This is a genomic window from Paenibacillus foliorum (assembly GCF_013141765.1).
Taxonomy (GTDB): domain Bacteria; phylum Bacillota; class Bacilli; order Paenibacillales; family NBRC-103111; genus Paenibacillus_S; species Paenibacillus_S foliorum.
This window is the reverse complement of the sequence record NZ_WHOD01000071.1, coordinates 41692-65756: the sequence shown is the minus strand read 5'-3', so window position 1 is coordinate 65756 and position 24065 is coordinate 41692. Positions and strand designations below refer to the sequence as shown.

Here is a 24065-nt window from a genome sequence, read left to right as displayed (position 1 = left end):
GGTAATCACTCCTTTTCATTGGTGTAATAGTAGTATTCGATGAAATAACTGGGTTATACATGGAAAATTAAAGAAAAGTGTTCAACTGATCAGCATTGAACCACGCATGTTTGAAAAAAATTCTTCTTGAAATACGAATAAATGTTCGTTATTTTGTGTATTATACAAACATATGTTCGTATAATTTGGAGGCGGTGTTTGTGAAAGATGAAATGAAAGTACGTACTCAAACGAAAAGAGCACCGTTACTTACACCCGGTGAACTTCAATTAGTTAAAATGGGGGTTATTTTGCCTGTTATGCTTGATGTGCTTCAGCGAGATATCAAGCAAATGAATCAAGTTAAGCTGAAGCTGAATATTCTTTATGTCTTGAGTATCAGCAAGGCACAGGAAAGCGCTCATTTGGAATTAATGGAGTTGAAAGGCGAGATACGCAAGCGTGGTATCAAGATCATTGAAGAGGTTCGTGCAACAGAAGGTATACAGGCAAAATTTAAATGTCGAGGATACGATCACAGTTTGCTGCTTCATTGGGATATGGTGAGGATGGAGATTTTTAAAAAAGGCAGTCAGTATTGGGGCATTACATCAACAGATGGCGGGTGAACCAGTATATTGGGAACCTCTATAATAGTAGGTTCATTTCATAAAGTACTTATTTATATTGGATCAAGCAGAAAACATTTGGTCCCCAATTCGTCCCCATGTGAAATTATTAGTAGTAAGGATATATGGATGTAAGAAGAGAAAAGCCTTATGTATCAAGGGATCTTGAGAGTATCATGTGTAAATAAATTCGGGCACTCTTTCGAGTGCCCTTCATGGGAGATGAGAAGGGTGACTATTGAAGTTGGCCGAAAATTTAGATTAGTATCTGATTGTTTCTTTGTTTATACGGGTTGTTTTAGGAAGTATTCTATTCTTATGTAGTTGATTGGGAAACAATTGGTGATCATAATGTGATCATTTTAATAAATTCGTGATCAATCTGTGATCAAAAAGACTGTCTAAAAATCCTTTTTATTATTGTTAAAATAGGTATCGAATGTATCCGCGGCTGCTTGGTCAGCTGATTGAATCACATGTCCATAAACATTCATCGTAGTACTAATATTTGAATGTCCGAGTCTACTGGAAATGATTTTTGCATGCACGCCTTGGTTGATAAGGAGCGTAGCGGAGGTGTGCCGTAGGTCGTGAAAACGGATATATTTAAGATGTGGGTTTCTTTTGTGGAAACTTCTCCACTGATCCCCAATTGTTTTGGGATAATAGGGTAACCCGGAGGTATTGCAGAATAAAAAAGAATGATATCTTACTTCTATTCTATCTTCTATTGAATCCTGTTCTCTGCTCATGTGATCTTGGTATTCTATTAACTCATTTACTAGCGAAAGGGGGAGCGAGATTTTTCGGGTAGAACTTTTGTTTTTGGGTGGTTTAATTAATGGTTGTCCATCTTTGAAAATAGGAATGGATTGTCTAACTTCAATAATTCCTTTTTCTATATCAATGTGCCTCCATTCTAGACCAAGGAGTTCCCCTCGACGTAGACCTGTAGTTAGAGCAAGAGTAATTAATATCCTAAACTGAATTGGTTCTTGTTGTAATGATTTAAATAATTCCCTGACTTCATGGTCATCATAAACTTCAATTTCTTTTGGAACATCTTTTGGCTTAGTAATGCCAATCATCGGGTTATCTTTGATCAATTTCCATTCAACTGCTTTCGAAAATATACTTCGTAATACCCTATAGTTGTAAACTACAGAAGCAGAACCTAACGAACCATTTTTCCTATCTGCACGAGATCCTGGGTGCTGCAATGAATCAAGATAATTGATAATTTGAATTGTCTTGATTTGATTTATACGCAAATGACCAAAATAGGGAACAATGCGCTTCTGAGAATGGAATAGGTAATTTTCAACTGTCTTGGCCTCTAAGTTTCGTAAAACAAATTTACTTTTCCACTCCTTCACAAACGATTCGAAGCTCATTTTATCAGGAGAGATATAATGACCCGATTCAACTTCAATTTTAAATTTTATAACTTCCTGTTCTAGATATTCATTCAATCTCTTAGTCGTTTTAAGCAGTTTTTCATCTTCTATTCGAACCGTTTTTGTTTTCTGAATTCGATCGCCTTTTTCATCAAATCCCAATTCAACAACAAGCTGCCATGAGTTTTTGCCACGTTTCCGAAAACTGGCCAATACTCTCACATCCTTTTAGGGAATATATGTTCGTATTAGTGGTAAAATAAAAACTAATCGCAAAAGATCGATTAGTAATACAGCCGATAGTATATAAACCTGTTTAATCAAAATTATATTATATAGTTATTCTGGATTCAATTGGTCCGAGTAAAAAAATGCCACAATCCTTTATTGGATTAGCGGCACTATTTTGGGAGGACCTATTTAGCTCGTCTAATTTTAAATTGGCAATTTTCTTTTATAAAGTGGCCACCATTGATATAAACACAATTCTCTGTATGCTTTTCAATCACACCACCATAATCGATGATCTCTCCTTGTTGAAATACAGTTACCGGTATACTTAAGAACATGGCATTATCAAAGTCAGCAGGGGAGCTGAGTTGCTGATGAATCTTGAACATTAAACACCTCCATACGTTTTTTTACTTTTGGATCTAAATTCCAGTAACGTAAAATTAATATATCCAAGGTCTGACTTAACGCGATTACCTCAGAGTGTTGTAAATTAAAATTATGCTGTTGGACTTTAGTGATAAGCACTTTCTTATAAATATCGATTTGTTTATTTAAATAAAATTTTAAATTATCCATAACATAGTACTCCTAAACTGTCTTATGATAGATTTCTGTGCTAAACACTACATTAGTCTAAATAAATAAATAAATTATTCACATGCTATTCCATCGTTATCTCGGTCAAGCTTACTACTATAGCCAGGTTCACCACGGTGTATAGGCGCCTTGCCGGCTTGTTTAACCTCAGTGCAATTTTTATAGGTGACCGTTGCTGGAGCCGGTTCCTTTACTGCAGGGGCTGGGGTTGGCGTTGCCTGCTTCGATTTTTCTTCAATATGCTTTTGCGCTTTACTTTCATCGTATCCTTTATCAGTTGCATAATTCTCGATGCTCCAGATGCCAATCTTAGCCATTTGCGCATTCTTTTGAATCTCTCTAAACTGATCGACATATTTCACGTCTGGCGGGTATACAGCGACTCTAGCGAGGCCTTTTTCAAGCAACATCTCATTGAACATTTTATCCCCGATGTAAACATAGTAAAGTAGTCGCTTGTATTGATCTCGCTCAGTTACATCTCGCTCCAATTTTATGTCTTTACCCTCAAGAGTCTCTTTGGTGAAAGTCGAAGCTTCAGGACCGAACGGTTGCACTGGAGTATTCGGCTTTTTCGTCTCCGGGGTGTCAACCAGAATCATCCGGACTGTTTCTTCTTTGTTGTTGATGATGATTTCAATGGTATCTCCGTCAATAACTCTCTTAACTTTAGCTTCAATGAATTTTTTCTCTGCAGGAGCTGGTGCTGCCGTAGGCAGAGGTGTGGCTTCAGCAGGCTGGTTTGCTATGGGGGCAGCTGCAGGTGTTGCTTGTGTTGCAGTTTGTGCTGCTGGTACAATCGTTGGTTGATCTTTAGTTGCAATAACGCATCCGGAAGTGAGTGAAGCAAGTAGAATCAGAATTATTGCTTTTTTCATGCAGGACCTCTTTCATATTTGTTAGGTCTATTATACCATTTGAGAGAATAATATGTAATATTATGGATGGATTATTATGTCGATTCCATTCATGTTTGATAGTGTTGTCTGACATCCATTTGTAATACTTCTTCAAGATCACCGAGCTGAATAACAAATTGTTCGATATCATAGGGATCAACGAGCAGTTGTTGCTTATGTATACGTTTCAGGACTCTATCTAAACGAATACCGTAGTAGCCAGCTTCGTAGGGGTTAATTGTGAGGTCTTCAAGGAGTATGCTGAGGCTCATGGTATCTTCATGGATTTCTTCTGCTTCAATGCGATAGAAGGGGGCTTGAATGGGCATATAAAGATGCTCTTTGCTCCAATCTATTCCTCCGCGGCCAAAGTGAAGTAGCAACCAGATAGGGGAGAGGGTGTCATTGAAATAATCGTAATATACACGGATCGTAGCCATTTATAAAACTCCTTTCTTAGCTTTGAGCTGCTTTGATTTTTCAAGTAACTGTTGTGTTTCTGAAGAGTAGTTATAGCGGACTGGTACTGTTGTGCCTTTCATCATGAACTCATGATCCATTCGCCCCTGGTAGATCCGACGTTTAATCTGATCGATCCGTTTTTGGACAAATGCAAGGGAGAGCTTGAATTCTTCGGATAGAACTTTTAAAAATGACGGTTTCCTACTGAATTCCTTATATTTTTCAACTATGTATATTGGCATGGCTGCGTAAAGCTGGAAGTGGGACGCTTGGATTTCTTGAAGTTCGACAAATGCTGGGGGCAATTGTTCCTGCCGGCCTACGTGTTGCATGGGGTGACTAATTTCGTGGAAGAAGTGTTCACGCTTTTCTTCTTCGCCCAAATGTTCATTCAGAAAAATGAGACAAAATTCATCGTCCCAAATAACTTTGGATTCGCTTGTTGTGGCTTTCAAAGTTACTTGAAAAATGTCTGATAAATGATCTAAGTCGAGGTCGGCCGCGTAATGTATGTCATGCTCTTGATATTTTTTATTAATCCAGATTTCAAGTTCAGATGGTTTATAAAAGGTTAGTTCCATTGGTACCTCCCATAATGAATTGCTAATTAACAAGAACGTATGTTCCTGTTATTTTGATGTATTTTCATATTAATTGCAATAGGCTATGAAAGAATTCGCTTTATTGTAACAAATGTCAAATCTAGTTATGTTTAGTCGATTGCTGCGCTTACCCAGGAAATAAAAAAGGCCCTCATTGGGGCCTTAACTTAAATCTTGCCTTATTTAATATAGATTGCTTGGACTACGGTAAGTTTCTCAAAATGGGTCATGTTATATTCAGATTGTTTATTGTTTTTTAATTCAATAAATTTGTAGTTTGGTAATATTTCATTCTTATCTGATATTTTGGCTGCTAGCAGGTAGTCGCGGTAAGTATCAACTACGATAAATTTCCCTGAAGTGTCAGTATAAACAAGAAAATCCTTTTGATTACCCGCGTGCAAATTTCCTATGTACTCCATACCATAAGCCAGGACTACAGTAATTAATAGTACAAACACAATAGTAGATAGCATGTTTCTGTTTTTGCTTGGGATTCCAGTATCAATTTCTGGTGGGAACTTTTTTGAAAACTTATCTATTGATCTCATTACAATATAGATTATAAGTTCTGATAACCCAAAGATAAGGATTACTATTAAAATTGCAACTAGTTTATATTTAAGTGGCATTTCTTGAAAAATTATAAATATTAGTAATGCTAAATAAATAATTAAGCGATGGTATTTAATATAATCCGAAATGTTCTTAATTCGGCGTTCGAGCTCGATGAGTAAGTATACTCCAAAAAATAGAGCAAATAGAACCATAATTATCCATACAGAAGGCTTCAAAATTGTAGTAATATCAATTTCAATATAGTCATCTGGGATGTTGAAATAATCTTTGAATCCCACTTCATATTTATACCCGCAAAGATAACCAATAAAAGTACAGTAAGCTAGTAAAATTGCCAACAATGATTCATATGACTTCTGTGATCCGTTGCCGCTTTGATCAGGTTGTGAGTGTTTACCTTTCTCTGAAATCTCTAAACTATCATTTTGGGTTCCCTTATTTATTACTTCTAGATTCTTGTTATTGTTAGTTTTATTGCTTCTTTTTCTAATTTGAATCGTAAACCTCCCTGAAGTACGGTAGTTAATGATAATCCAAACTATTTTTTTATAATTTTCCTAAGTTGCTTTATTATTGGTACATCAGCTGGCAAAAATTCGAATTTATCCAACTCATCAAAATCAACGAAGCAAACCTCATCATGTACTGTTGCAGTTATTTCCCCAGGAGCACGCCTAATACGGTAGGCCATCAATCTAATGACTCCACCTTCGTACTTGAAGACACTCTCACTAAAGTACTTTCCAACAGCCACTGAAATTCCGAGCTCTTCCTTTATTTCTCTTCGTAAACATTGTTCCGGTGTTTCTCCGGGTTCTATCTTTCCGCCAGGTAATTCCCATTTACCAGCAGTGGATCCTGTACCGCCGCGTTTAGCAATTAGTAGTTTTCCATTTTCAATTAATATGGCCGCGGTGACATTTGTTACATCTGCAGCGTGATGAACTTCACGGTGACAGTTTGGACATAGTGCAAGTGCATTTTTAACAGTATCTTCTCCACCCTCAGCCAAGGGAACGATATGATGAACTTCTAAGTAAGGTGTTAAATCTCTTCTTAGAAATGGGGCCGGTTTACGGCACTTCTTACAAATACCTTTTGAGCGATTTAAAACCTCAACGATTACATCAGGGTTACGTTTGAATGCGGTTGTTGTTACTGTTACTGTATCAGGGAGTTTAGGAGCCTCAGCCAGTCTTTTTTGTCGATCTTCTTTATTACTTGATCTAGAAGTATCCACTTGTTTGGAAACTTGCTCTTCATATTCTTTAACTGTGAGCGCGAGATTGGTTGATAACGAATCTACTTTTCTCAGTATGAACCACTTCGAGGAATCTTCAGGCTTCTCGTGATGACTCTCGTAGCGATAAATACCTTTTAAGGTTAGACGAGTATCTTGCTTCTCAAAAACGTAGATAGGAGTTTTTGTTATGACTGAGTCAATAATTGCTTTGTTATATTTGTAATCCGTTTTAAATACATCTTTAAGGCTATACATGTAATATTTTAGTACGTTGTACTTCTCAATCCACTCATTTGGATACTTGCCATCTTTAAAGGTGGCCTTAATAAAGATAGCTTGGTAGTTAGGCTCATCTCCAATCAAGTAAATGCCTGATTGTGTATCATAGGTCTGGGAGAATATTGATATATCCCAGGATGAATATTCATGACCTAGTATAAAATCTTCCTGTACTGTAACGTCATCAAGGTAGTTCTTATACCTAGCAACAAACTCTGGATACAAGTCCTCATAAGTCTTAAGGCCAAGGGCTTTAAAGCGGTCGTATAGTTTTCGCTTCTCTTCACCAACCGGTTGAAGGGCTTCAAACCGTTTTAAATAACGGTTGAGATCACCGATTTTTTTTGTTCTTTGAACGATGGTTTTAGACCTAGTAACTTTGTTCTTATATTCTTTTTCTAATAGCGGATGTTCCAGTGCTGGGGTGTCAACTTCATCAAGAACAAATTGGATAGCATCATTAATATTCATTTTAACCTCTGAGTAATAAATTAGTAGTTTATGACAAATATTCTACAGAGGCATTAAACTTCCTCCTATTGACGGAAAATTAATATACTTTTTTGGCGAATTTTGTTATTTTATAGAATATATATCTAGTAATGAAGTAGCAGGACTTACGACCTTTTTAGATATTTGTTTTGGATCATCAAAGACTAGTGATGAAGAAGAAGGACATAATTAAAGAATTAGGGCTATGCCATCCTGGATAGTAAAGGTGTCAGCATCGAGGAATTTGAGAAACTAAGATTAAGGAATAGAAAAGCGCGGCAGGGTTGAGAAAAGGTTGCTGCTTTTAACCATTACATAGCTACAGTACAAATATATATGTCTTGTCAAAAAAAGGACAAATTTAGTGAAAGGGGAGATTGCTAGTGAGTAATTTTAAATTTCTTTCCGTTAAATGGCCAGTTCTTGCGAATCTAGGAGAAATAGCAGAAAGAAACCTACATCATGATCCGAACACTACTATATTCAAATTGCGATTGTACGGCGAGCAGCTAGTAGGAGCAATCTTTGCTTATGAGGGCAAACAAGAACCAAGACCTAATAACCAAGTGACCAAAATAAATTTTCTTTATAGTTGTGGCATCATTCCGGAAGCGATTTATAATTTTTTAAATGATATTAGAAAAAAAGGAAATGAAGCTGCTCATGAAGGACATGATTCCAAACAAGATGCTACTGATTTGTTAAGAGCGACACTACAATTGTCTATCTGGTTCTTTCGCACATATGAGGATGATCAATTTCAACCGCTCACCTTTATAGAACCTATTAAAGTACAATCATCAACAGAATTAAAGAAACAATTAGATGATTTAACCACTTCCAATACACATCAAATAAATTTGCTTAAAGAAAAACTTGATGAATTACGTTTAAGAGAAGTCTCTAAAGAAGAAACTATCTTACGTCGTGCCCGCTCAATTGTAGCATTGTCGGCTATTAGGTTGACGGAAAAGGATTCACGAAAATTAATTGGAGAGCAGTTAACTAAGCTCGGATGGTTTTGTCCTGAAGAAAGCTACTCTCAAGGTGCTAGGCCAACAGAAGGCATTAATTCAGCAATAGCCAAGTGGCCTTTAAATGATAAATATATGGCTGATTATGCTCTTTTTCTAGGGACTAAATTAGTTGCATTTATTGACACTAAAAGTCAAGGTAGGGATCCTTATTCACAACTAGGTAGAATTATTAAAAATGCGACAAACGTAATAAGAAGAGATACAGAGGATTTTGTTACATTAAACAACGATAACTTAATTCCATTTGTCTTTGCAGCAAACGGGCTCTTAAAAATTAATTCGGGGATATGGTTTTATGATACTAGGAAGAATACTAATATTCCAAGAATTATTTCGTCTTGGTATTCCCCTCAAGGATTTATAGATTTATTAAGAGTTGATAAGGATTTAAGTGTTAAAAGGCTAGAACATGAGTCTATAGATTATTTAAGTGACTTTAGAGATTATCAGATAAAAGCAATAAAAAAAATCGAGGAAGCTCTTCTAGAAAGCCGCAATAACCTTCTTGTCAATATGGCCTCGGGTACTGGAATGACAAGAATGGCAGTTGGTTTAATATACCGTCTACTAAAGACCGAAATTTTTAAAAGAATCTTATTTCTTGTAGATCGAATTTCCGTGGGCCATAAAGCTTACGAAGCATTTAGAGAAACTAAATTAGAGGGGAATTTTAACTTAACTGATATCTATAATATAGAATGTTTTGATTCAAGAAATTTCGACCTAAAAACTAGGGTTAGTATAGAAACAGTTCAAAGTATTGTGAGAAATTTGGAAAATCCTAATTCAGTATTTTCTGTTGATACCTATGATTGTATTGTTATAGATGGATTATATTGGTCTGGCGAACTTGATAATGATTTGTCCTATATCAACTCCATGTTTATTAATAAAGAGGATTATCAAGGGAAATATATGAGTGCATTTGATTATTTTGACGCAACAAAAATAGTTTTGACTACAAATTCTGAAAAGAACTTAGAGTATCTATTCGGTGAGCCTGTCTTTACTTATTTATATGAAAATGCTATCAGCGATGGGCATTTATTAGGCTACAAAGTAACTAAAATGGGGCTTTTGAGTGAACAAAAATATGGTAAAGGGTTTTTAACAGTGGAGGAGGTTCAGCTTGATAAATTAATATTGACAGAAAAGTTTGTCCGATCTGTAATGGTGGAACTAATCGAACACATTGATCCATTGTCAAATAAAAAAACAATAGTTTTTGCGAGTTCAAATGATCATGCTGAATTGATTGTTAACATTTTAAGGGAACTATTAGTTAACAAATATGAAAATTTGGATAAGAACACAGTTGTACAAATTACTAGTTCTGTTGATGATGTGCAACAAAAGATAAGGCTTTTTGAAAATGAACGGCTTCCTAATATTGCAGTCTCAGTGGACATATTAACTATAGGAATTAACGTACCGGAAGTGTGTAATTTAGTTTTTTTAAGACAGGTAAAATCAAAAATGCTCTTCGAAAATATGCTTCTTCGTGCAAGTAGGTTATCTTTTAAGATTGATAAGCAATATTATAATGTATTTGATGCAGTCGGTGTATTTGAAACATTAGGATAATAAATCAGTCTTACAAAATAGATTACGGTCGAATAATTGGATATGCGAAAAGACAAAACCCTCTTACTGAGGGTTTTGTCTTTTAGTTAGGATTAAGATCGAAACGAGTAACTTTTGGATCGCTATTAGTAGAAAAACTAATAAACAGTACATGTTTATAGTCAAGTTCAAGCTTGTATTGCTTAAGCTTTTGTATATCAGCTTGATAATTGGAAGGGGTAATAGATGATTCTTTTTTTATTTCAATGGCAAGTAAGTTATTCGTAGTTCCCCTATGATGAACAATTATGTCCGGTAATACTAGATCTCCGTCATCGTTTTTATAATTCATAAGTCTCTTCGGATCATTATCCATTCGGTTATATTCACAGTCAACATTCCAAGTGTCAAATAATTTCTCTAAGTAAACTGCAAGTCTATGTGCAATAGCTCTTTCATTTACATTCTTATGTAGCAAGTAAATATCATTCTTAAAGAGCAGATTTATCGCTCGTTCTACTTTACTTTTGATTTCTTTTTCAGTCGGATAATTTAACATTTAGTTGCCTCTCTAAATTTCTGTTTTCTTATATTATAAAGGAAAAAATGAGTAATTTGTAATAATTAACAAGGAAAAAAAAAGGACAACAGTGAATAATGTCGAATTATTATAATTTACGTTATTTAAGATCGTTAATTAGTTTGTAATTTAAAATACGATGGGGGATTAAAACATGAATCAGCAAAATCTATCCGCCTTCATTTGGTCAGTCGCTGACCTATTACGCGGAGACTATAAGCAATCAGACTATGGCAAGGTAATCTTACCTTTTACCGTTCTACGTAGGCTAGACTGCGTTTTAGAAGCTACTAAACAAGTAGTACTAGATGAATATAAAGAAAAGATGGAAATGGGTATAAATCCTGATCCGTTCCTTCTTCGTAAGTCGGGTCAAAGTTTTTATAACACCTCACCCTTGGATATGAAAAAACTGATGGGTGACCAAGATCACATAAATGAGAATCTTTATAGCTACGTTCAAGCATTTTCTCCTGCTGTTAGAGACATATTTGAAAGTTTTGAATTCCATACTCAAATCGAAAGACTTCAAAAGGCGGGTCTTCTTTATCAAGTAACTGAAAAGTTCTCTCAAGTTGACCTGCATCCAGAAATAGTAGATAACCATCAGATGGGACTTGTATTTGAGGAACTGATCCGAAAGTTTGCGGAAATTTCGAATGAAACTGCTGGGGAGCATTTTACTCCACGTGAAGTTATACGATTGATGGTTAATTTGCTATTTATCGAAGATGATGAAGTTCTCTCTAAGCCAGGAGTTGTGCGTACTATATACGATCCTACGGCAGGTACAGGGGGGATGCTATCTGTTGCGGGAGAGTATTTGGAGGAGCACAACCCTAAAGCACGTCTCACTGTTTTTGGGCAGGAACTCAATGCAGAGTCATATGCTATCTGTAAGGCGGACATGCTTATTAAGGGGCAAGATGTTGCTAACATCTCTTTAGGCAATACGCTCTCTGACGATGGTCACCAACATAAGCACTTTGACTATATGCTCTCAAATCCACCTTTTGGTGTGGAATGGAAAAAGGTTGAGAAGGAGATCCGCAAGGAGCATGAGCAACAAGGTTACAACGGCCGCTTTGGACCTGGATTGCCCCGTGTATCTGATGGTTCGATGCTCTTTCTATTGCACCTAATCGCGAAAATGCGTCCGGCAAGTGAGGGGGGCAGCCGCTTCGGAATCGTCCTGAACGGTTCTCCACTGTTCACTGGAGGCGCGGGTAGCGGTGAGAGCGAAATACGTCGGTATGTGATTGAAAATGACCTACTGGAGGCGATCGTTGGATTGCCTACTGATATGTTCTATAACACCGGTATATCCACCTATGTATGGATTGTATCTAACCGTAAACCAGAGTCCCGGAAAAGTAAGGTGCAGTTGATTGACGCTAGCGACATGTGGCAGAAGATGCGCAAATCATTAGGGAGTAAACGAAAGGAACTCTCGGAGGAACACATAGCTGAAGTCACTCGACTGTTCGGTAGCTTCATGGAGGATGAAAAGAACGGTAAGCCAATCAGTCGCATAGTCCATAACAACGACTTTGGATTCCGAACTATCACTGTCGAACGTCCCTTGCGTGACGAGAACGGCAATATCTTGCTGGGGCAAAAAGGAAAGCTGAAAGGTAAGCCACAGCCTGATCCTAGTCTTCGTGATACTGAGAACGTACCGCTAGATGAAGATGTGGAAGCTTTTTTCAAGCTTGAAGTGTTGCCTCATGTACCGGATGCTTGGATTGACCATGATAAAACCAAGGTAGGTTATGAGATTCCCTTTAATCGGTGCTTCTATGTATTCCAACAGCCACGTCAACTGAAGGAAATTGATGATGACCTTATCGCAGTGACCGAAAGGATTAAGGGTATGTTGGAGGGATTAAAGGCATGATCTTTGAGTGTTATTTGGAGTATAAGGATAGTGGCGTTGAGTGGCTCGGACAGATACCAACGCATTGGGGGAAAGCAAGCCTTCGTTGGCTGTCAACTCGATATACAGGAGGTACTCCGGATAAGCAAAAACTTGAATATTGGTCTGAGGGATCTATACCTTGGATCAATTCAGGAGCGGTCAATCAATCATTAATTACTGAGCCTTCTGAATACATCACCGAAGAGGCGTTTGACAATAGCAGTACAAAGTGGATACCTTCAGGTGCGCTAGTTATGGCCATTGCAGGGCAAGGCAAAACTAAGGGAATGGTCGCCCAGTTAGCTATTCCAACAACAGGTAACCAATCGTTGGCTGCCATTATACCGACAACAAAAATTGAAGGTAGGTTTCTTTACTGGTGGCTTACCTCGAACTATCAAAGAATTAGAAACTTAGCTGGTGGTGATCTGCGTGACGGCCTCAACCTTGAGTTGTTAGGGAATATTCCATGTCCCTTACCAGCCCCCTCAGAGCAGTATGGCATTGCAAAGTTTCTAGACCATGAAACATGCAAAATCGACGCATTGGTATCGGAACAGGAAAGACTTATCACGCTGCTTAAAGAGAAGTACCATGCAGTCGTCTCCCATGCTGTTTCCAAAGGACTCAACCCCACAGCACCGATGAAAGACTCTGGCATTGAATGGCTGGGGGAGGTGCCGGAGCATTGGGAAGTCATCGCTCTGAAGCGAGTTTGGTCAGTTACTGATTGCAAACACATCACGGCCGATTTTATTGATGATGGTATTCCGTTAGCAAGTATTCGGGAAGTCCAGAGCCAATTTATTGATCTTAGGGAAGCAAAGCAGACAAGTCAGCTTTATTATGAGCAGTTGATAGAGGGGGGACGCAAACCCCTACCAGGGGATCTAATATTTAGTCGAAATGCGACTGTTGGTGAGGTATCGCAAGTTGCGAGTTGGCATCCTCCTTTCGCAATGGGACAAGATGTTTGTCTTATGAGAAAAAGAACATCTGATTTTTCCAGTGATTATCTTCAATCTGTAATTCGTTCTCGTGTTGTTATTGAACAGTTAGAGAACCTAATGGTGGGCTCGACGTTTAAACGTGTTAACGTCGATGATATACGCAATCTACGCATACCTTTGCCCCCTTCAGAGGAGCAAGTAACCATCGTAGCTTTCCTCGAATACGAATTTTCTCAAATACACGCATTGGTTGCTGAAGCAGAACGTGCTATCGACCTGCTCAAAGAACGCCGAAGTGCATTAATCTCCGCTGTTGTCACCGGAAAGATTGATGTAAGCGGACTCGTAGAACAAATAGATGAGGTACTGACATGAGCCTTCACAAAGAAATCGAATATGAAAACGACATCTGCACCTACTTGGCAGCACACGGTTGGCTGTACGCCGACGGCGATGCGCAACTATACGACCGTGCTCATGCCCTGTTCCCCGAAGATGTAGTGGCTTGGGTGCAGGAAACCCAACCTAAAGCTTGGGAATCTCTTGCTAAAAGCCATGGTGTTTCTATGAAGGCCATGCTTCTGGAACGCTTGCGCAAGCAGATAGATGATCGTGGCACGCTTGATGTGCTACGTCATGGCGTGGAGATGCTGGGATTGCGACAGCCACTGCAGCTGACCCAGTTTAAACCAGCACTTGCCATGAACCCCAACCTTCAGGAAAAATATGCGGCCAATAGACTACGTGTCGTAAGGCAAGTGCGGTATTCCCTACATAATGAGAATGCGATCGATCTTGTACTGTTCCTTAATGGTATCCCAGTAGCTACAGTAGAACTAAAAAGTGACTTTACTCAGTCCGTGGAAGACGCGGTTGATCAGTATCGATTTGATCGTGATCCTCGTCCAAAAGGGAAACCAGCGGAGCCTCTATTAAACTTTCCAGGAGGAGCTCTGGTTCATTTTGCAGTAAGCAATAGTGAAGCATGCATGACCACAAAGCTCCAAGGAGTTGCTACTAGTTTTCTCCCATTTAATAAGGGCAATGATGGTGCCGCGGGTAACCCTGTGAATGAATTTGGTCATCGGACTTCCTACCTATGGGAGCATATATGGGAACGTGAGAGCTGGCTGGAAATACTCGGTCGTTACTTAGTAACTAAGCGTGATAGCAAGAAACAAATTATTTCCACGATCTTCCCACGCTACCACCAATTAGACGCTACACGCAAATTAGTAGCCGATGTCCTCCAAACTGGACCAGGGAAGAAATATCTGATCCAGCATTCGGCCGGTTCTGGTAAGACCAATTCGATTGCTTGGACGGCACATTTTCTTGCGGATCTGCATGATACGGAACATAAGAAGATATTTGATTCCGTTCTTGTGGTTAGTGATCGGAACGTCCTTGATTTGCAGTTACAAGAGGCCATTTTTGGATTTGAACGAACCACCGGTGTGGTGTCAACTATCACTGGAAAGTCGCAAAGTAAAAGTGGGGAGCTGGCTAAAGCTCTGTCCGGAGATAAGAAAATCGTGGTCTGCACAATACAGACATTCCCATTTGCACTTAAAGCGGTACAAGAGCTCGCAGCAACTCAAGGAAAGCGATTCGCTGTCATCGCAGATGAGGCACACAGTTCACAGACTGGGGAAGCAGCTTCAAAGCTTAAGCAATTGCTATCAGCTGAAGAATTAAAAGAATTGACCGACGGCGGGGAAGTGAGCACAGAAGACTTGCTCGCAGCACACATGGCAGCTCGTGCAAGTGTGCCAGGCATCACCTTTGTTGCCTTTACTGCTACACCGAAGTCGAAGACGCTGGAGTTGTTCGGTTGTCGTCCCAATCCGGAATTGCCTCCTGGTGAAGAGAACCTACCAGCCCCCTTTCATGTGTACGAAATGCAACAGGCCATTGAAGAAGGATTCATCCTAGATGTATTGAAAAACTACACGCCTTATAGCTTGGCTTTCAAATTGGCTAACGATGGGAAAGAATGGGATGAGAAAGAAGTAGAGCGTAGCGAAGCCATGAAGGGTATTATGCGCTGGGTTCGCTTGCATCCGTACAACATCGCCCAAAAGGTACAGGTGGTTGTGGAACACTTCCGTGAGAACATGTCTCCTCTACTGAAGGGTCAAGCGAAAGCTATGGTTGTTGTGGGTAGTCGTGTAGAGGCGGTCAGATGGCAGTTAGCAATAGAAAAGTATATCAAAGCACAAGGCTATAAAATAGGAACATTGGTAGCCTTTTCTGACGAGGTGAAAGATAAGGAATCTGGTCCAGATCCCTTTACGGAAAGTAGTAAAGTTTTAAATCCCAACCTACGAGGACGCGACATAAGAGATGCATTTGCTACGGATGAGTACCAAGTTCTTTTGGTAGCAAATAAGTTCCAAACAGGATTTGACCAGCCTCTTCTATGCGGTATGTATGTCGATAAGCGTTTGGGAGGCATTCAAGCAGTTCAGACCCTTTCACGTTTGAATCGTTCCTATAAGGGTGAACATGGGACTAAGGACACAACCTATATTCTTGACTTCGTAAATGATCCTGCAGAGATCTTGGCAGCCTTCAAGCAGTATTACAACACAGCGGAACTTTCTGGTGTCACAGATCCTCATTTAGTATACGATTTAAGGGCAAAACTAGACGCCACTGGCAATTATGACGATAACGAGGTAGAACGCGTAGTTTTGGTTGAGATGAACCCAAAAGCATCACAGTCTGAGTTATCAGCAGCATTAGAGCCTGTAGCTGATCGATTACTAAAACGATATAAGGCAGCAAAAAATTTACTTTTGATAGCGAAGTCGAAGCAAGATACCAAGGGCGAACAGGAGGCTCAGAATGAGATTAATGCTCTGATCTTATTTAAGCGGAATCTTGGTGCATTTCTGCGAGTGTATGCATTCCTCTCTCAGATTTTCGACTATGGTAATACAGCTATTGAAAAACGGGCAATCTTTTTCAAACGACTTTTACCGCTACTAGAGTTCGGGCGAGAGCGTGATGGAGTGGATCTTTCAAAGGTGGTGCTTACTCACCACAGGCTAAAAGACCAGGGCAAGCGCAACTTGGTACTCGGTGAAGGAGAGGGAGAGAAGCTAAAGCCTCTCACCGATCCCGGAACTGGCGAGGTTCATGAGATGGAGAAAGCACTTCTAGCTGAGATTATCGCGAAGGTAAACGATCTATTCGAGGGTGAGTTGACTGATGATGATAAGTTGGTTTATGTTAACCAAGTCCTTAAGGGCAAGTTGCTCGAGTCAGACATCCTAGTTCAGCAAGCAGCGAACAACACTAAGGAGCAGTTCGCTAATTCCCCTGACTTATCCAGTGAGCTGTTGAATGCAATAATGGACGCCTTTACCGCCCATAGCGTCATGAGCAAGCAAGCACTGGATTCAGAAAAAGTTCGTCACAACCTGAAGGATATCCTGCTCGGGCCAGCAGGTCTTTACGAGGCACTGCAAAAGCGTGCTGATACAAAGTAAAGACCTAAAGATAATTAATTATAACATAACGACACCTTGAACAAGGGTGTCGTTTTATTTCTTTCTTAGATAATAATTATTGAGTTGAAACGTGAGTTATTGTTAGTGAGCTAAATGAGGATTGGTATGTAATTAGTCAACTCATAGCTCATAGATTTTGGAAGGATAATAAAACGATTTTAACATTGGACATTAAAAAGTGCACCTTTTAATTTACTAATATCCCTAACTACCGTTTTTGTAGCTCTTTTGTCGTAGCTTGTATATTTACTTATAACTCTTTCTTTTTCTAAGACCTCAAAAAGAGATTTAACACTGCTTTCGATATCCATACTATCATAAGTAACTTGATCCAGAATTTTATTAATAAAATTCTCAGATGTAACAGCATGTGATATTTCCTTATTATCATTGAAGAAGTAATCTTTGTATTCACTGGATTTTATTAATTTTGATTCACCATGCTTATTAATTATGATACAACTATTCTCTATGTTGATATTAATAACCTGGGTATTAGACTGTTCTTCTTTAAATAACAATTTTTCTAAGAACTTCAGTAGAAGACCGCCTAAGACTGAGGATGTTATTTCTAGTAGTAGACTCCCTTGTTTAAAGCTCCGTAATCTTAATTTGTTTTTATACTGTGAGGAGATTTTTTGAGATCTTGTTGAGTATGTTTGTAATGAAGCCATCTTTTTTTTTACAGGTAATAACTTTGATATGTCTGTTAAAATTTTATCTTTTATTGAATCATCTATATTAGGAATTGTATTTATCGTTTTTATAAATTCAGAAGGGAGATTTAACTCATGTATATCGTTTTCTTCTAACCATTCATACTCAAGTTCAGTAGGTTCAATACTATAAAAAAATCCTGAAAACAATGCTTGAATATTTGTAAGTACATGCCCCATATCAAAGACAGTCTGAAAGGAGAGATTAAGTTTGAACTCGAAGTCTAGATCGGCCAACCCAATTATTTCTGTAGTCGGCATAAATGTATTATCCTCGTTTTTATTAATTATTTTTAAAAGAGCATTAACCCAATCATAATGTAAAACTTTTTCAATTTCTTCCTTCCACCAGTCTCTAGATTCCCTAGAATCTTTCCCATACAACTTAAAAAAACCATCAGCAGGTTGTTTTTTCGCCTCCGTTATAATAAGTCCTGTGATTGCTGGCAATTGTTCGCTTTTCAACCAACTTGCTAAAGAGCCCAGACCTTGTAATTCAAGACTGCGACCATATGTACCTGAAATTCTCTGAAGACCTAATTTGGTATGAACATCTTTGTAAGACACAAAGGTATTAAGGTTATCTGGATCAAAATCATTATTAAGTATTTTACTGATTAGGTATTTAAATAAGTTTAATGCACTCTTGTCCATTATATTCTCCTATATTATGATGAGATCCTTAAATTAGGTGAGAAGAACCAGGTATATTATACCATCTGCTTTCAAAAAAGATATACTTTTTTGGCTAAATTTGTTATTTTAATAGGAAGTAGGATAGATAACAAAGGATGAATCAACTGATGACAATTAGATTAAATAAATTCTCTTATAGATTTGCCGAACACATTTTAAATAGTAATCTTTCACTTAAACAAGAAGTCGAAGACATTTTGTTAAGTAAAGATATTAATGTCGCCGAACTTTCGCGGCCAAACTTCAATAGGATTCTAAATGATAAGTTTGTGTCAAAAGGTTGGGAATCGCAGCCATATCTTTTCGATGAAGCAGTGGATCCCTCGGCAAAAATGGACTTTCTTAAGAGCCGAGTCGGGATTGAGGTCGCTTTTGGTCACGCCTCGTTCATAGGAATTGATTTATTAAAGTTCCAGGTTGGATCATACTCGGGCCTGGATAAGATCGATGTTGGGATATACATAGTTACTACGAAGAATTTTCAAAAACAAATGAAAAAAATATATAATCAAAACTGGGAAGGCTCACTCTCATTTGAGAAAGTGGTTAATTATTTGCCACATTTCAAGAGCGCAATTCAGATTCCTATTTATGTTATAGGTATAGATTTTTAGTTAAATTTATAGCAATCTGTGGGTGCAAGTGATTCCAAGAGGGAGAAGAGGGGGGCGTAATGAAAATAAATTACCTTGGTTTTAGTAATTATCATCGTAGATATTGTTTTGAAATATCTTTCAGTGATGAGATTACAAGAATAAAATTCGAGAATATTTTCAATATGAACTTTCGTGACCATACTATTCAAGCAGAACCAGATAGGAGTAGTAGTTTTGTTGAATATGTTGTTTTCGCTAATGAGGAGCATAAGGAAAGTATCAATGCAATTTTAAAGAAATTTGAAGAAAAAAAATAGTAATATATCATACGACACTCTCAAGGTGTCGTATTTAGTCCTTTTTACCTAAAAAAAGATATACTTATTTGGCGAAATTTGCTATTTTATAAACAGTATTACTATTAGGGGGTTAATATATGAAAGTTATTAGTTTAATTAACATGAAAGGGGGAGTCGCAAAAACCACTCTTGCTGTTAATATTGCGGATTGCCTCTATCAAAGGCATGGTAAGAAAGTGCTCTTAATTGATGTAGATCCTCAATTTAATGCTACTCAATGTTTGATGTCAGGTAACGAATACTTTAATTACCTTAAGGATGGAGAAGATACGGTTCTTAACATTTTTGATAGAAATATCAGGCCTACAATTAGTTTTACAGAAGGTGTGAATAAAAGAGTACCTAAAAATTTAGATGAGATAAAACCTTATCAAACTAGAAGGGGATTTCAATTACTACCTGGAGCATTGGACTTATACAAATTGGAAATGGCACCAGGTCAAGGTAGGGAATTCAGAATTAAAAACTTTTTGACCACACTCGGTAATTCATATGAATATGTTATTATTGATACACCACCAACGCCATCCGTTTGGATGACTAGTGCTTTACTAGCATCGCAATACTATCTTATACCAGTAAAGCCGGATCCCATAAGCTTAACTGGAATAGATCTTCTAAATGGGATTGTCACTGAGAAAATGGAGAATTTTGGAAATAAAATCGCTTGTGCTGGAGTCGTTCTTACTGTTGCAGAGGAAAATACATATGTTTTTAGGGATGCAAGAAGGAATTTGGCGCGAAGTGAGGTTTGGAAAGATAAAATATTTATAAAATCTTTACCGAAAAGAGTAGAAGTTGCTAGAAGACAATTAAAACAAGAATTTATTTTAGATATTGATGATTCTTTATTAAAAAGTAACTTAGTGGGGATTGTCAAGGAGCTCATCGAAAGGATTGGCTGATATGAATATTCTATTAAATAATAAGAAGAAAGATGAAATCTATAAATCGATAGAATTTATAGAAGAGTTAATTTGGTTAATTGATTCCAAAAAAATTTCAAAATTAAAAGATACTCCTCAACTAATGAGAGATCTTTTAAAGAACAGTCAAAGTTTAACAGTAGCTGAAGAATTTAAATCACCGAACCCAAACATTCACTTCTTGATTGGGGTTTTACCTCGACTTTTTAAGGATGAAGTGTTGTTCTCTACTAACTTATCGATAATTGAATTTGCAGAAGATGTTCTCGGAATAAAAATGCCTAGACAAGGTAAGAGGTCTAGATATGAGCTGATAGGTTTAATAGTTTGTGAAACTGATACTTTATCCGATAGTGAGTTAGAAAATTTGGTGAATGTATTAACAAAAGTTACCTCAAATGAGGAGCAATTGAGAAAAATTAAAGAGGATAGAACAAATAATAACTTCTCGTGGAATGAAACTATCCAAAAACTTACGGAGAGAAAAAATGAGTAGAGAGATATCTCAAGATGCTGCTGTGCTTACTACTTACTTAAAGGATTTTGATCTTAGTGAGTCTATCTCAAATCCGCAATATTTAAACTATCTTAAATCTATGCATAAAAAATCGTACGGTTATTTGTTATTTCTAGCTGAGCTAGAACAACAGTACAAAGAAATTAGCTTAGTTACTGAGCTTAGTATTACCTACTATAAAGAAACTGCATCAGATCTTATGCAATCGATTTTTTGTTGGTCAGTAGGTTCCTATAAAACTGCAAATCTCACATTGAGAAGCGCAATAGAAACCTTTCTTAAGGCTATTCTAGGAAATGATAACGCAGGGATTTACGACGAGAAAAGTGTTTACAAAATATTTGAAATTGCAAGTCAGCATTCGTTTTTTTTAAATGGCATTGGAAAGAATTATTATACAACTATACACGCTTTATATAAAGAATTGTGTATGTTCGCACATAGTGCTAGGAATGTTGAATTGGGAAGTATAGCATCATTAAACCTTCTACCGAGATATGACCATAAGATGTCCTCTAATTTTAATTCATTTTATTTAAAACTTCTTGATTCAATCTTAGGGATTATTTTACTAAACTACAATTCATTAATAAATAATATGCATCCTTTAAATAAAGGCATTTTTTTATCAACTATGACCCTAAAAACAAAAAAGGAAATTTTTGAGGCAATTGAAAACGGAATTTTGATAGTGTAGGTATCTGATATTGGAATTTTAATAAAGTACGAAATGAAGAGTAGATTTAAATAAAATTGATTACTTCATACCATACTTTTCTATGCGAAAAACACTACCTTTTTCGTAGCCTATAATCCCATTGATCTTTGCAATAATGTGCGTATAATTATCCAATTAGGGCTACTCCTTATTTTAATAGCTGTACCAAGTGGTTTGATTCTAGCGGAATATTATGGACATACGTATAGAGATTCAATGCCAATGGATTTGCAATATCCCCTTCATACGTATCCTTATTAATAAACCACTCCATGATCAGGAGTGGTTCTTGGTTTTATGCTTTGTTATTGTCCTTTTCTCTCATCTTCTTTTCTTTCAACAGCCGAAACATCTCCAACTCTTCTTTAAGCCGCGCTGCTTCTTCTTCAGTAAGTTCCTCTTTGGCGCCACCGAAATAAGCTACGTTAATATTTGAGTAATTTTTGTCGATGCTAATACGGTCATTAGTACGGCCAACAAGGTAATCTATTTGTACTGAAAAGAAGTCAGCAATATTTTGCAACCTTTCTTTTCTTGGAAGAGAATCTGCAGCAGTTTCAAGTCTTCTTATTGTAGCTGGAGGGATGTCCAGGGCATGAGCTAGTTGTTCTTGAGTCATGGCACGTTCTTGCCTTAATTGTTTTAACCTGTCTTTAAACTCCAAAGAATAGCACCTCCTGCATGAATATAATTGTATAGTAAAATGTTCGTAAAATAAACGTTCATAAAACGAACAATAATCGTTGACATGTGCGTTATACGAACTTATAATAGGGTTATAACTTCTTAATACAAGTAAAGGAAGAAGGTGAAAGAAGAATGAATCAAAAAAGATCAGCACTTATTCAAGCTAGAAAAGTTAAAGGTTTTACACAAGAGAAACTTGCATTTTCTGCTGGGATTACTCGTGCGTACCTGGCAAATATTGAAAGAGGCGAACATGATCCATCATTGAAAGTTGCTCAGAAATTAGCATGTATTCTTGATAGAGATACCGATGAACTTTTTTTTGAAGATGATGTTCGAAAAACGAACATTCGCTATTTAGGAGATAGCTCCACTGGCTAAAACTTAAAACTATTAGAGGAGGGCAACTACATGCAAACAACTTTAACTGTAACAGAAGCTGCCGAAAAGCTGCGTGTCTGTGAAGACACAGTCTATACCATGGTCCGCCGCAAACAAATCCCACATTTCCGAGTTCGCCGGCGCATCTTTTTCCGCTTAGAATCCTTAGACGCTTGGATGAAACAGCAAGAAGCAGAAATTAAAGCCATTGCTGCATCTAATGCTTAAAAGGTTAATACCATATTAACCCATTTTGTTATCTCAATATACCTTAAGTTGAAGGCTATTTTGACCCTCAATACTCAGTGTTTGTTCAAGTTAGGCACAGCTCCATCATACTTGTGCCGGAAAGGAAGGAGAGCCTTGTCAATTGGTGAAGCAATCAGGAACTATCGTGTCTCCAGCAACATGACTCAGCAACAATTTGCGAACCGACTTTCTATGGATCGTTCGGTTCTTGGAAGAATTGAACGCGGCGAGCGCGAACTTGATGCATCCTATGACACTATCGTTTCGGGACTTAACTGGAGAATTGCCCTTGAGATCGCCGATCAACGAACCGATGGATACATATCCAATATTCTGGAGCATTTACCTAACTTAGACCTCCATCCTGCAGCTTTAAAAGATTTGCTGCTAAGAGAACTCTCTGAATTGGAGGCAGCATTGGAGGGACTAGTTTTGGCTAAACACATTGATCCTGAGAAACGGAGAAAGAGTGCTGAGCGTGTTTGGCATGAGATAAGAGATGTACTTGAAAAAGCATCTGTGCTGCAGGGAGTGCTTGAAGAGGAGTTTGGTTTAAACCGTAAATCATTGATACAAAAGCATGAATTGGAAATTAAGAAAGGCGAGAGATAACTCGAAAGGAGGTGACAAAGAAATGAAGGATACACCGGGTATTATTTCTATTGCTTGTGACGGAGATAAGCCAGCTAACTTAATCAGGATCTCATTGACTTTAGAAGAGTGTGTGGTAGCACATTTTGCTTATGAAAGGGGACGATTCCTTGAAAGTTCAAGTGATGCAGTATCTGACACCGGTTCAACGGTCTAGGTTTAACAAAATGAAAAATACCCGGCCCGCCAGCCGAGTATCGCTAAGAGTCCAACTAAATAATCTTATGGAGCTATATTATCACAAATCATTAGCAAGTGAGAAGCGCACTAATAAATAATCCCATCATAAAAGGAGTAATACATATGAAAGCAACCGGAATTGTTAGACAAGTGGACCATCTTGGAAGAATCGTTCTTCCCATGGAACTACGTAAGACCATGGATATTAATACAAAAGATTCTCTCGAAATCTTCACGGACGGACAGCAAATTGTTTTGCGAAAGTATGCACCAGGATGCACCTTGTGCGGCAGCGTAGAGCAGCTTACATCATTATATCCAGGGAAATTGATCTGCACGGGCTGCGTGAAAATTATTGTAAACGATGCTGAGAAGTTAACCGTACATTCGGTTTAAAAATCGATCCTCTTCCAAGGGTTAATCGTTAATAA

The 24065-nt window shown here is 37.7% G+C and carries 25 protein-coding genes; 15 read left to right on the top strand and 10 right to left on the bottom strand.

Going from position 1 to position 24065, the window contains the following annotated elements; all coding sequences use genetic code 11:
• The first annotated feature begins 200 nt into the window (after positions 1-200).
• The gene (locus tag GC093_RS20995) at positions 201-608 is read left to right on the top strand and encodes a YhjD family protein (protein WP_171653866.1); all 408 of its coding nucleotides are present in this window, start codon (positions 201-203) and stop codon (positions 606-608) included.
• A gap of 401 nt (positions 609-1009) precedes the next feature.
• Here the strand turns inward: GC093_RS20995 and GC093_RS20990 are convergent, their stop codons facing one another.
• The 7 genes from GC093_RS20990 to GC093_RS20960 form a co-directional block, all read right to left on the bottom strand.
• Positions 1010-2218 carry a tyrosine-type recombinase/integrase gene (locus GC093_RS20990; RefSeq protein WP_171653865.1) on the bottom strand — a complete coding sequence of 403 codons (1209 nt, stop codon included), beginning with the start codon at positions 2216-2218 and terminating at the stop codon, positions 1010-1012.
• Between the two features lie 369 nt (positions 2219-2587).
• Positions 2588-2815: an aspartyl-phosphate phosphatase Spo0E family protein gene (locus GC093_RS20985; RefSeq protein ID WP_171653864.1), complete on the bottom strand. Its 228-nt coding sequence runs from the start codon at positions 2813-2815 to the stop codon at positions 2588-2590.
• A 74-nt stretch (positions 2816-2889) separates the two neighbouring features.
• Positions 2890-3714, bottom strand: a complete 825-nt coding sequence (locus GC093_RS20980) for a thermonuclease family protein (protein ID WP_171653863.1) — start codon at positions 3712-3714, stop codon at positions 2890-2892.
• 89 nt (positions 3715-3803) lie between these two features.
• Positions 3804-4175, bottom strand: coding sequence for a hypothetical protein (locus GC093_RS20975; protein ID WP_171653862.1), 372 nt, complete (start codon positions 4173-4175; stop codon positions 3804-3806).
• Positions 4176-4778 (bottom strand): ImmA/IrrE family metallo-endopeptidase, encoded by a 603-nt coding sequence (locus tag GC093_RS20970; RefSeq protein ID WP_171653861.1) that lies wholly within the window; start codon positions 4776-4778, stop codon positions 4176-4178.
• Positions 4779-4978: 200 nt separating this feature from the next.
• A complete protein-coding gene (locus tag GC093_RS20965; protein WP_171653860.1) occupies positions 4979-5716 on the bottom strand; it encodes an STM1630 family protein in 738 nt (245 codons plus the stop codon).
• Between the two features lie 200 nt (positions 5717-5916).
• Positions 5917-7371, bottom strand: a complete 1455-nt coding sequence (locus GC093_RS20960; RefSeq protein WP_216624735.1) for an NUDIX domain-containing protein — start codon at positions 7369-7371, stop codon at positions 5917-5919.
• Positions 7372-7775: 404 nt separating this feature from the next.
• On the opposite strand from GC093_RS20960, the gene GC093_RS20955 reads away from it, so the two are divergent.
• Positions 7776-10013: a DEAD/DEAH box helicase family protein gene (locus GC093_RS20955; protein WP_171653859.1), complete on the top strand. Its 2238-nt coding sequence runs from the start codon at positions 7776-7778 to the stop codon at positions 10011-10013.
• An 82-nt stretch (positions 10014-10095) separates the two neighbouring features.
• Here the strand turns inward: GC093_RS20955 and GC093_RS20950 are convergent, their stop codons facing one another.
• Positions 10096-10551, bottom strand: coding sequence for a hypothetical protein (locus GC093_RS20950; protein WP_171653858.1), 456 nt, complete (start codon positions 10549-10551; stop codon positions 10096-10098).
• A 175-nt stretch (positions 10552-10726) separates the two neighbouring features.
• Between GC093_RS20950 and GC093_RS20945 the strand changes: the two genes are divergently transcribed.
• The 3 genes from GC093_RS20945 to GC093_RS20935 are packed head-to-tail and all read left to right on the top strand — an operon-like array spanning position 10727 to position 16937.
• Positions 10727-12469 carry a type I restriction-modification system subunit M gene (locus GC093_RS20945; RefSeq protein WP_171653857.1) on the top strand — a complete coding sequence of 581 codons (1743 nt, stop codon included), beginning with the start codon at positions 10727-10729 and terminating at the stop codon, positions 12467-12469.
• Positions 12466-13815, top strand: a complete 1350-nt coding sequence (locus GC093_RS20940; protein ID WP_171653856.1) for a restriction endonuclease subunit S — start codon at positions 12466-12468, stop codon at positions 13813-13815. The genes GC093_RS20945 and GC093_RS20940 overlap by 4 nt, the downstream gene beginning before the upstream one ends.
• Positions 13812-16937 (top strand): type I restriction endonuclease subunit R, encoded by a 3126-nt coding sequence (locus GC093_RS20935; RefSeq protein WP_171653855.1) that lies wholly within the window; start codon positions 13812-13814, stop codon positions 16935-16937. The genes GC093_RS20940 and GC093_RS20935 overlap by 4 nt, the downstream gene beginning before the upstream one ends.
• Positions 16938-17116: 179 nt before the next feature.
• On the opposite strand, the gene GC093_RS20930 is transcribed toward GC093_RS20935, so the two are convergent.
• Entirely contained in the window at positions 17117-18328 is a 1212-nt protein-coding gene (locus GC093_RS20930; protein ID WP_171653854.1) for a hypothetical protein, read from the bottom strand.
• 149 nt (positions 18329-18477) lie between these two features.
• Here GC093_RS20930 and GC093_RS20925 point away from each other — a divergent pair, with 149 nt between their 5' ends.
• The 5 genes from GC093_RS20925 (at position 18478) to GC093_RS20905 (ending at position 21465) form a co-directional block, all read left to right on the top strand.
• A complete protein-coding gene (locus tag GC093_RS20925; protein WP_171653853.1) occupies positions 18478-18984 on the top strand; it encodes a BglII/BstYI family type II restriction endonuclease in 507 nt (168 codons plus the stop codon).
• Between the two features lie 59 nt (positions 18985-19043).
• Positions 19044-19283, top strand: coding sequence for a hypothetical protein (locus GC093_RS20920; protein ID WP_171653852.1), 240 nt, complete (start codon positions 19044-19046; stop codon positions 19281-19283).
• Positions 19284-19402: 119 nt separating this feature from the next.
• A complete protein-coding gene (locus tag GC093_RS20915; protein ID WP_171653851.1) occupies positions 19403-20230 on the top strand; it encodes a ParA family protein in 828 nt (275 codons plus the stop codon).
• Positions 20223-20747: a hypothetical protein gene (locus tag GC093_RS20910; RefSeq protein WP_171653850.1), complete on the top strand. Its 525-nt coding sequence runs from the start codon at positions 20223-20225 to the stop codon at positions 20745-20747. The genes GC093_RS20915 and GC093_RS20910 overlap by 8 nt, the downstream gene beginning before the upstream one ends.
• Positions 20740-21465 (top strand): hypothetical protein, encoded by a 726-nt coding sequence (locus GC093_RS20905; protein WP_171653849.1) that lies wholly within the window; start codon positions 20740-20742, stop codon positions 21463-21465. The genes GC093_RS20910 and GC093_RS20905 overlap by 8 nt, the downstream gene beginning before the upstream one ends.
• Positions 21466-21781: 316 nt before the next feature.
• Here the strand turns inward: GC093_RS20905 and GC093_RS20900 are convergent, their stop codons facing one another.
• On the bottom strand, positions 21782-22150 hold the full coding sequence (locus GC093_RS20900) for a helix-turn-helix domain-containing protein (RefSeq protein ID WP_171653848.1): 369 nt from the start codon (positions 22148-22150) through the stop codon (positions 21782-21784).
• A gap of 155 nt (positions 22151-22305) precedes the next feature.
• On the opposite strand from GC093_RS20900, the gene GC093_RS20895 reads away from it, so the two are divergent.
• The 5 genes from GC093_RS20895 to GC093_RS20875 all read left to right on the top strand — a co-directional run bounded on the left by GC093_RS20895 (position 22306) and on the right by GC093_RS20875 (position 24030).
• On the top strand, positions 22306-22554 hold the full coding sequence (locus GC093_RS20895; protein WP_171653847.1) for a helix-turn-helix transcriptional regulator: 249 nt from the start codon (positions 22306-22308) through the stop codon (positions 22552-22554).
• A gap of 30 nt (positions 22555-22584) precedes the next feature.
• Positions 22585-22782, top strand: coding sequence for a helix-turn-helix domain-containing protein (locus GC093_RS20890; protein ID WP_171653845.1), 198 nt, complete (start codon positions 22585-22587; stop codon positions 22780-22782).
• A gap of 81 nt (positions 22783-22863) precedes the next feature.
• Complete coding sequence (locus GC093_RS20885) at positions 22864-23415, top strand: helix-turn-helix domain-containing protein (protein WP_312886584.1); 552 nt, start codon at positions 22864-22866, stop codon at positions 23413-23415.
• Positions 23416-23437: 22 nt separating this feature from the next.
• Positions 23438-23611 carry a hypothetical protein gene (locus GC093_RS20880; RefSeq protein WP_171653842.1) on the top strand — a complete coding sequence of 58 codons (174 nt, stop codon included), beginning with the start codon at positions 23438-23440 and terminating at the stop codon, positions 23609-23611.
• Positions 23612-23757: 146 nt separating this feature from the next.
• Positions 23758-24030: an AbrB/MazE/SpoVT family DNA-binding domain-containing protein gene (locus tag GC093_RS20875; protein WP_171653841.1), complete on the top strand. Its 273-nt coding sequence runs from the start codon at positions 23758-23760 to the stop codon at positions 24028-24030.
• The last annotated feature ends 35 nt before the right edge of the window (positions 24031-24065 follow it).

Coding starts and splice junctions, on each gene's coding strand:
- GC093_RS20935 (WP_171653855.1), top strand. CDS start 13,812: ATGAGCCTTCACAAAGAAATCGAATATGAAAACGACATCTGCACCTAC.
- GC093_RS20915 (WP_171653851.1), top strand. CDS start 19,403: ATGAAAGTTATTAGTTTAATTAACATGAAAGGGGGAGTCGCAAAAACC.
- GC093_RS20985 (WP_171653864.1), bottom strand. CDS start 2,815: ATGGATAATTTAAAATTTTATTTAAATAAACAAATCGATATTTATAAG.
- GC093_RS20875 (WP_171653841.1), top strand. CDS start 23,758: ATGAAAGCAACCGGAATTGTTAGACAAGTGGACCATCTTGGAAGAATC.
- GC093_RS20890 (WP_171653845.1), top strand. CDS start 22,585: ATGCAAACAACTTTAACTGTAACAGAAGCTGCCGAAAAGCTGCGTGTC.
- GC093_RS20920 (WP_171653852.1), top strand. CDS start 19,044: ATGAAAATAAATTACCTTGGTTTTAGTAATTATCATCGTAGATATTGT.
- GC093_RS20925 (WP_171653853.1), top strand. CDS start 18,478: ATGACAATTAGATTAAATAAATTCTCTTATAGATTTGCCGAACACATT.
- GC093_RS20940 (WP_171653856.1), top strand. CDS start 12,466: ATGATCTTTGAGTGTTATTTGGAGTATAAGGATAGTGGCGTTGAGTGG.
- GC093_RS20960 (WP_216624735.1), bottom strand. CDS start 7,371: ATGAATATTAATGATGCTATCCAATTTGTTCTTGATGAAGTTGACACC.
- GC093_RS20950 (WP_171653858.1), bottom strand. CDS start 10,551: ATGTTAAATTATCCGACTGAAAAAGAAATCAAAAGTAAAGTAGAACGA.
- GC093_RS20970 (WP_171653861.1), bottom strand. CDS start 4,778: ATGGAACTAACCTTTTATAAACCATCTGAACTTGAAATCTGGATTAAT.
- GC093_RS20945 (WP_171653857.1), top strand. CDS start 10,727: ATGAATCAGCAAAATCTATCCGCCTTCATTTGGTCAGTCGCTGACCTA.
- GC093_RS20895 (WP_171653847.1), top strand. CDS start 22,306: ATGAATCAAAAAAGATCAGCACTTATTCAAGCTAGAAAAGTTAAAGGT.
- GC093_RS20930 (WP_171653854.1), bottom strand. CDS start 18,328: ATGGACAAGAGTGCATTAAACTTATTTAAATACCTAATCAGTAAAATA.
- GC093_RS20975 (WP_171653862.1), bottom strand. CDS start 4,175: ATGGCTACGATCCGTGTATATTACGATTATTTCAATGACACCCTCTCC.
- GC093_RS20905 (WP_171653849.1), top strand. CDS start 20,740: ATGAGTAGAGAGATATCTCAAGATGCTGCTGTGCTTACTACTTACTTA.
- GC093_RS20980 (WP_171653863.1), bottom strand. CDS start 3,714: ATGAAAAAAGCAATAATTCTGATTCTACTTGCTTCACTCACTTCCGGA.
- GC093_RS20880 (WP_171653842.1), top strand. CDS start 23,438: ATGAAGGATACACCGGGTATTATTTCTATTGCTTGTGACGGAGATAAG.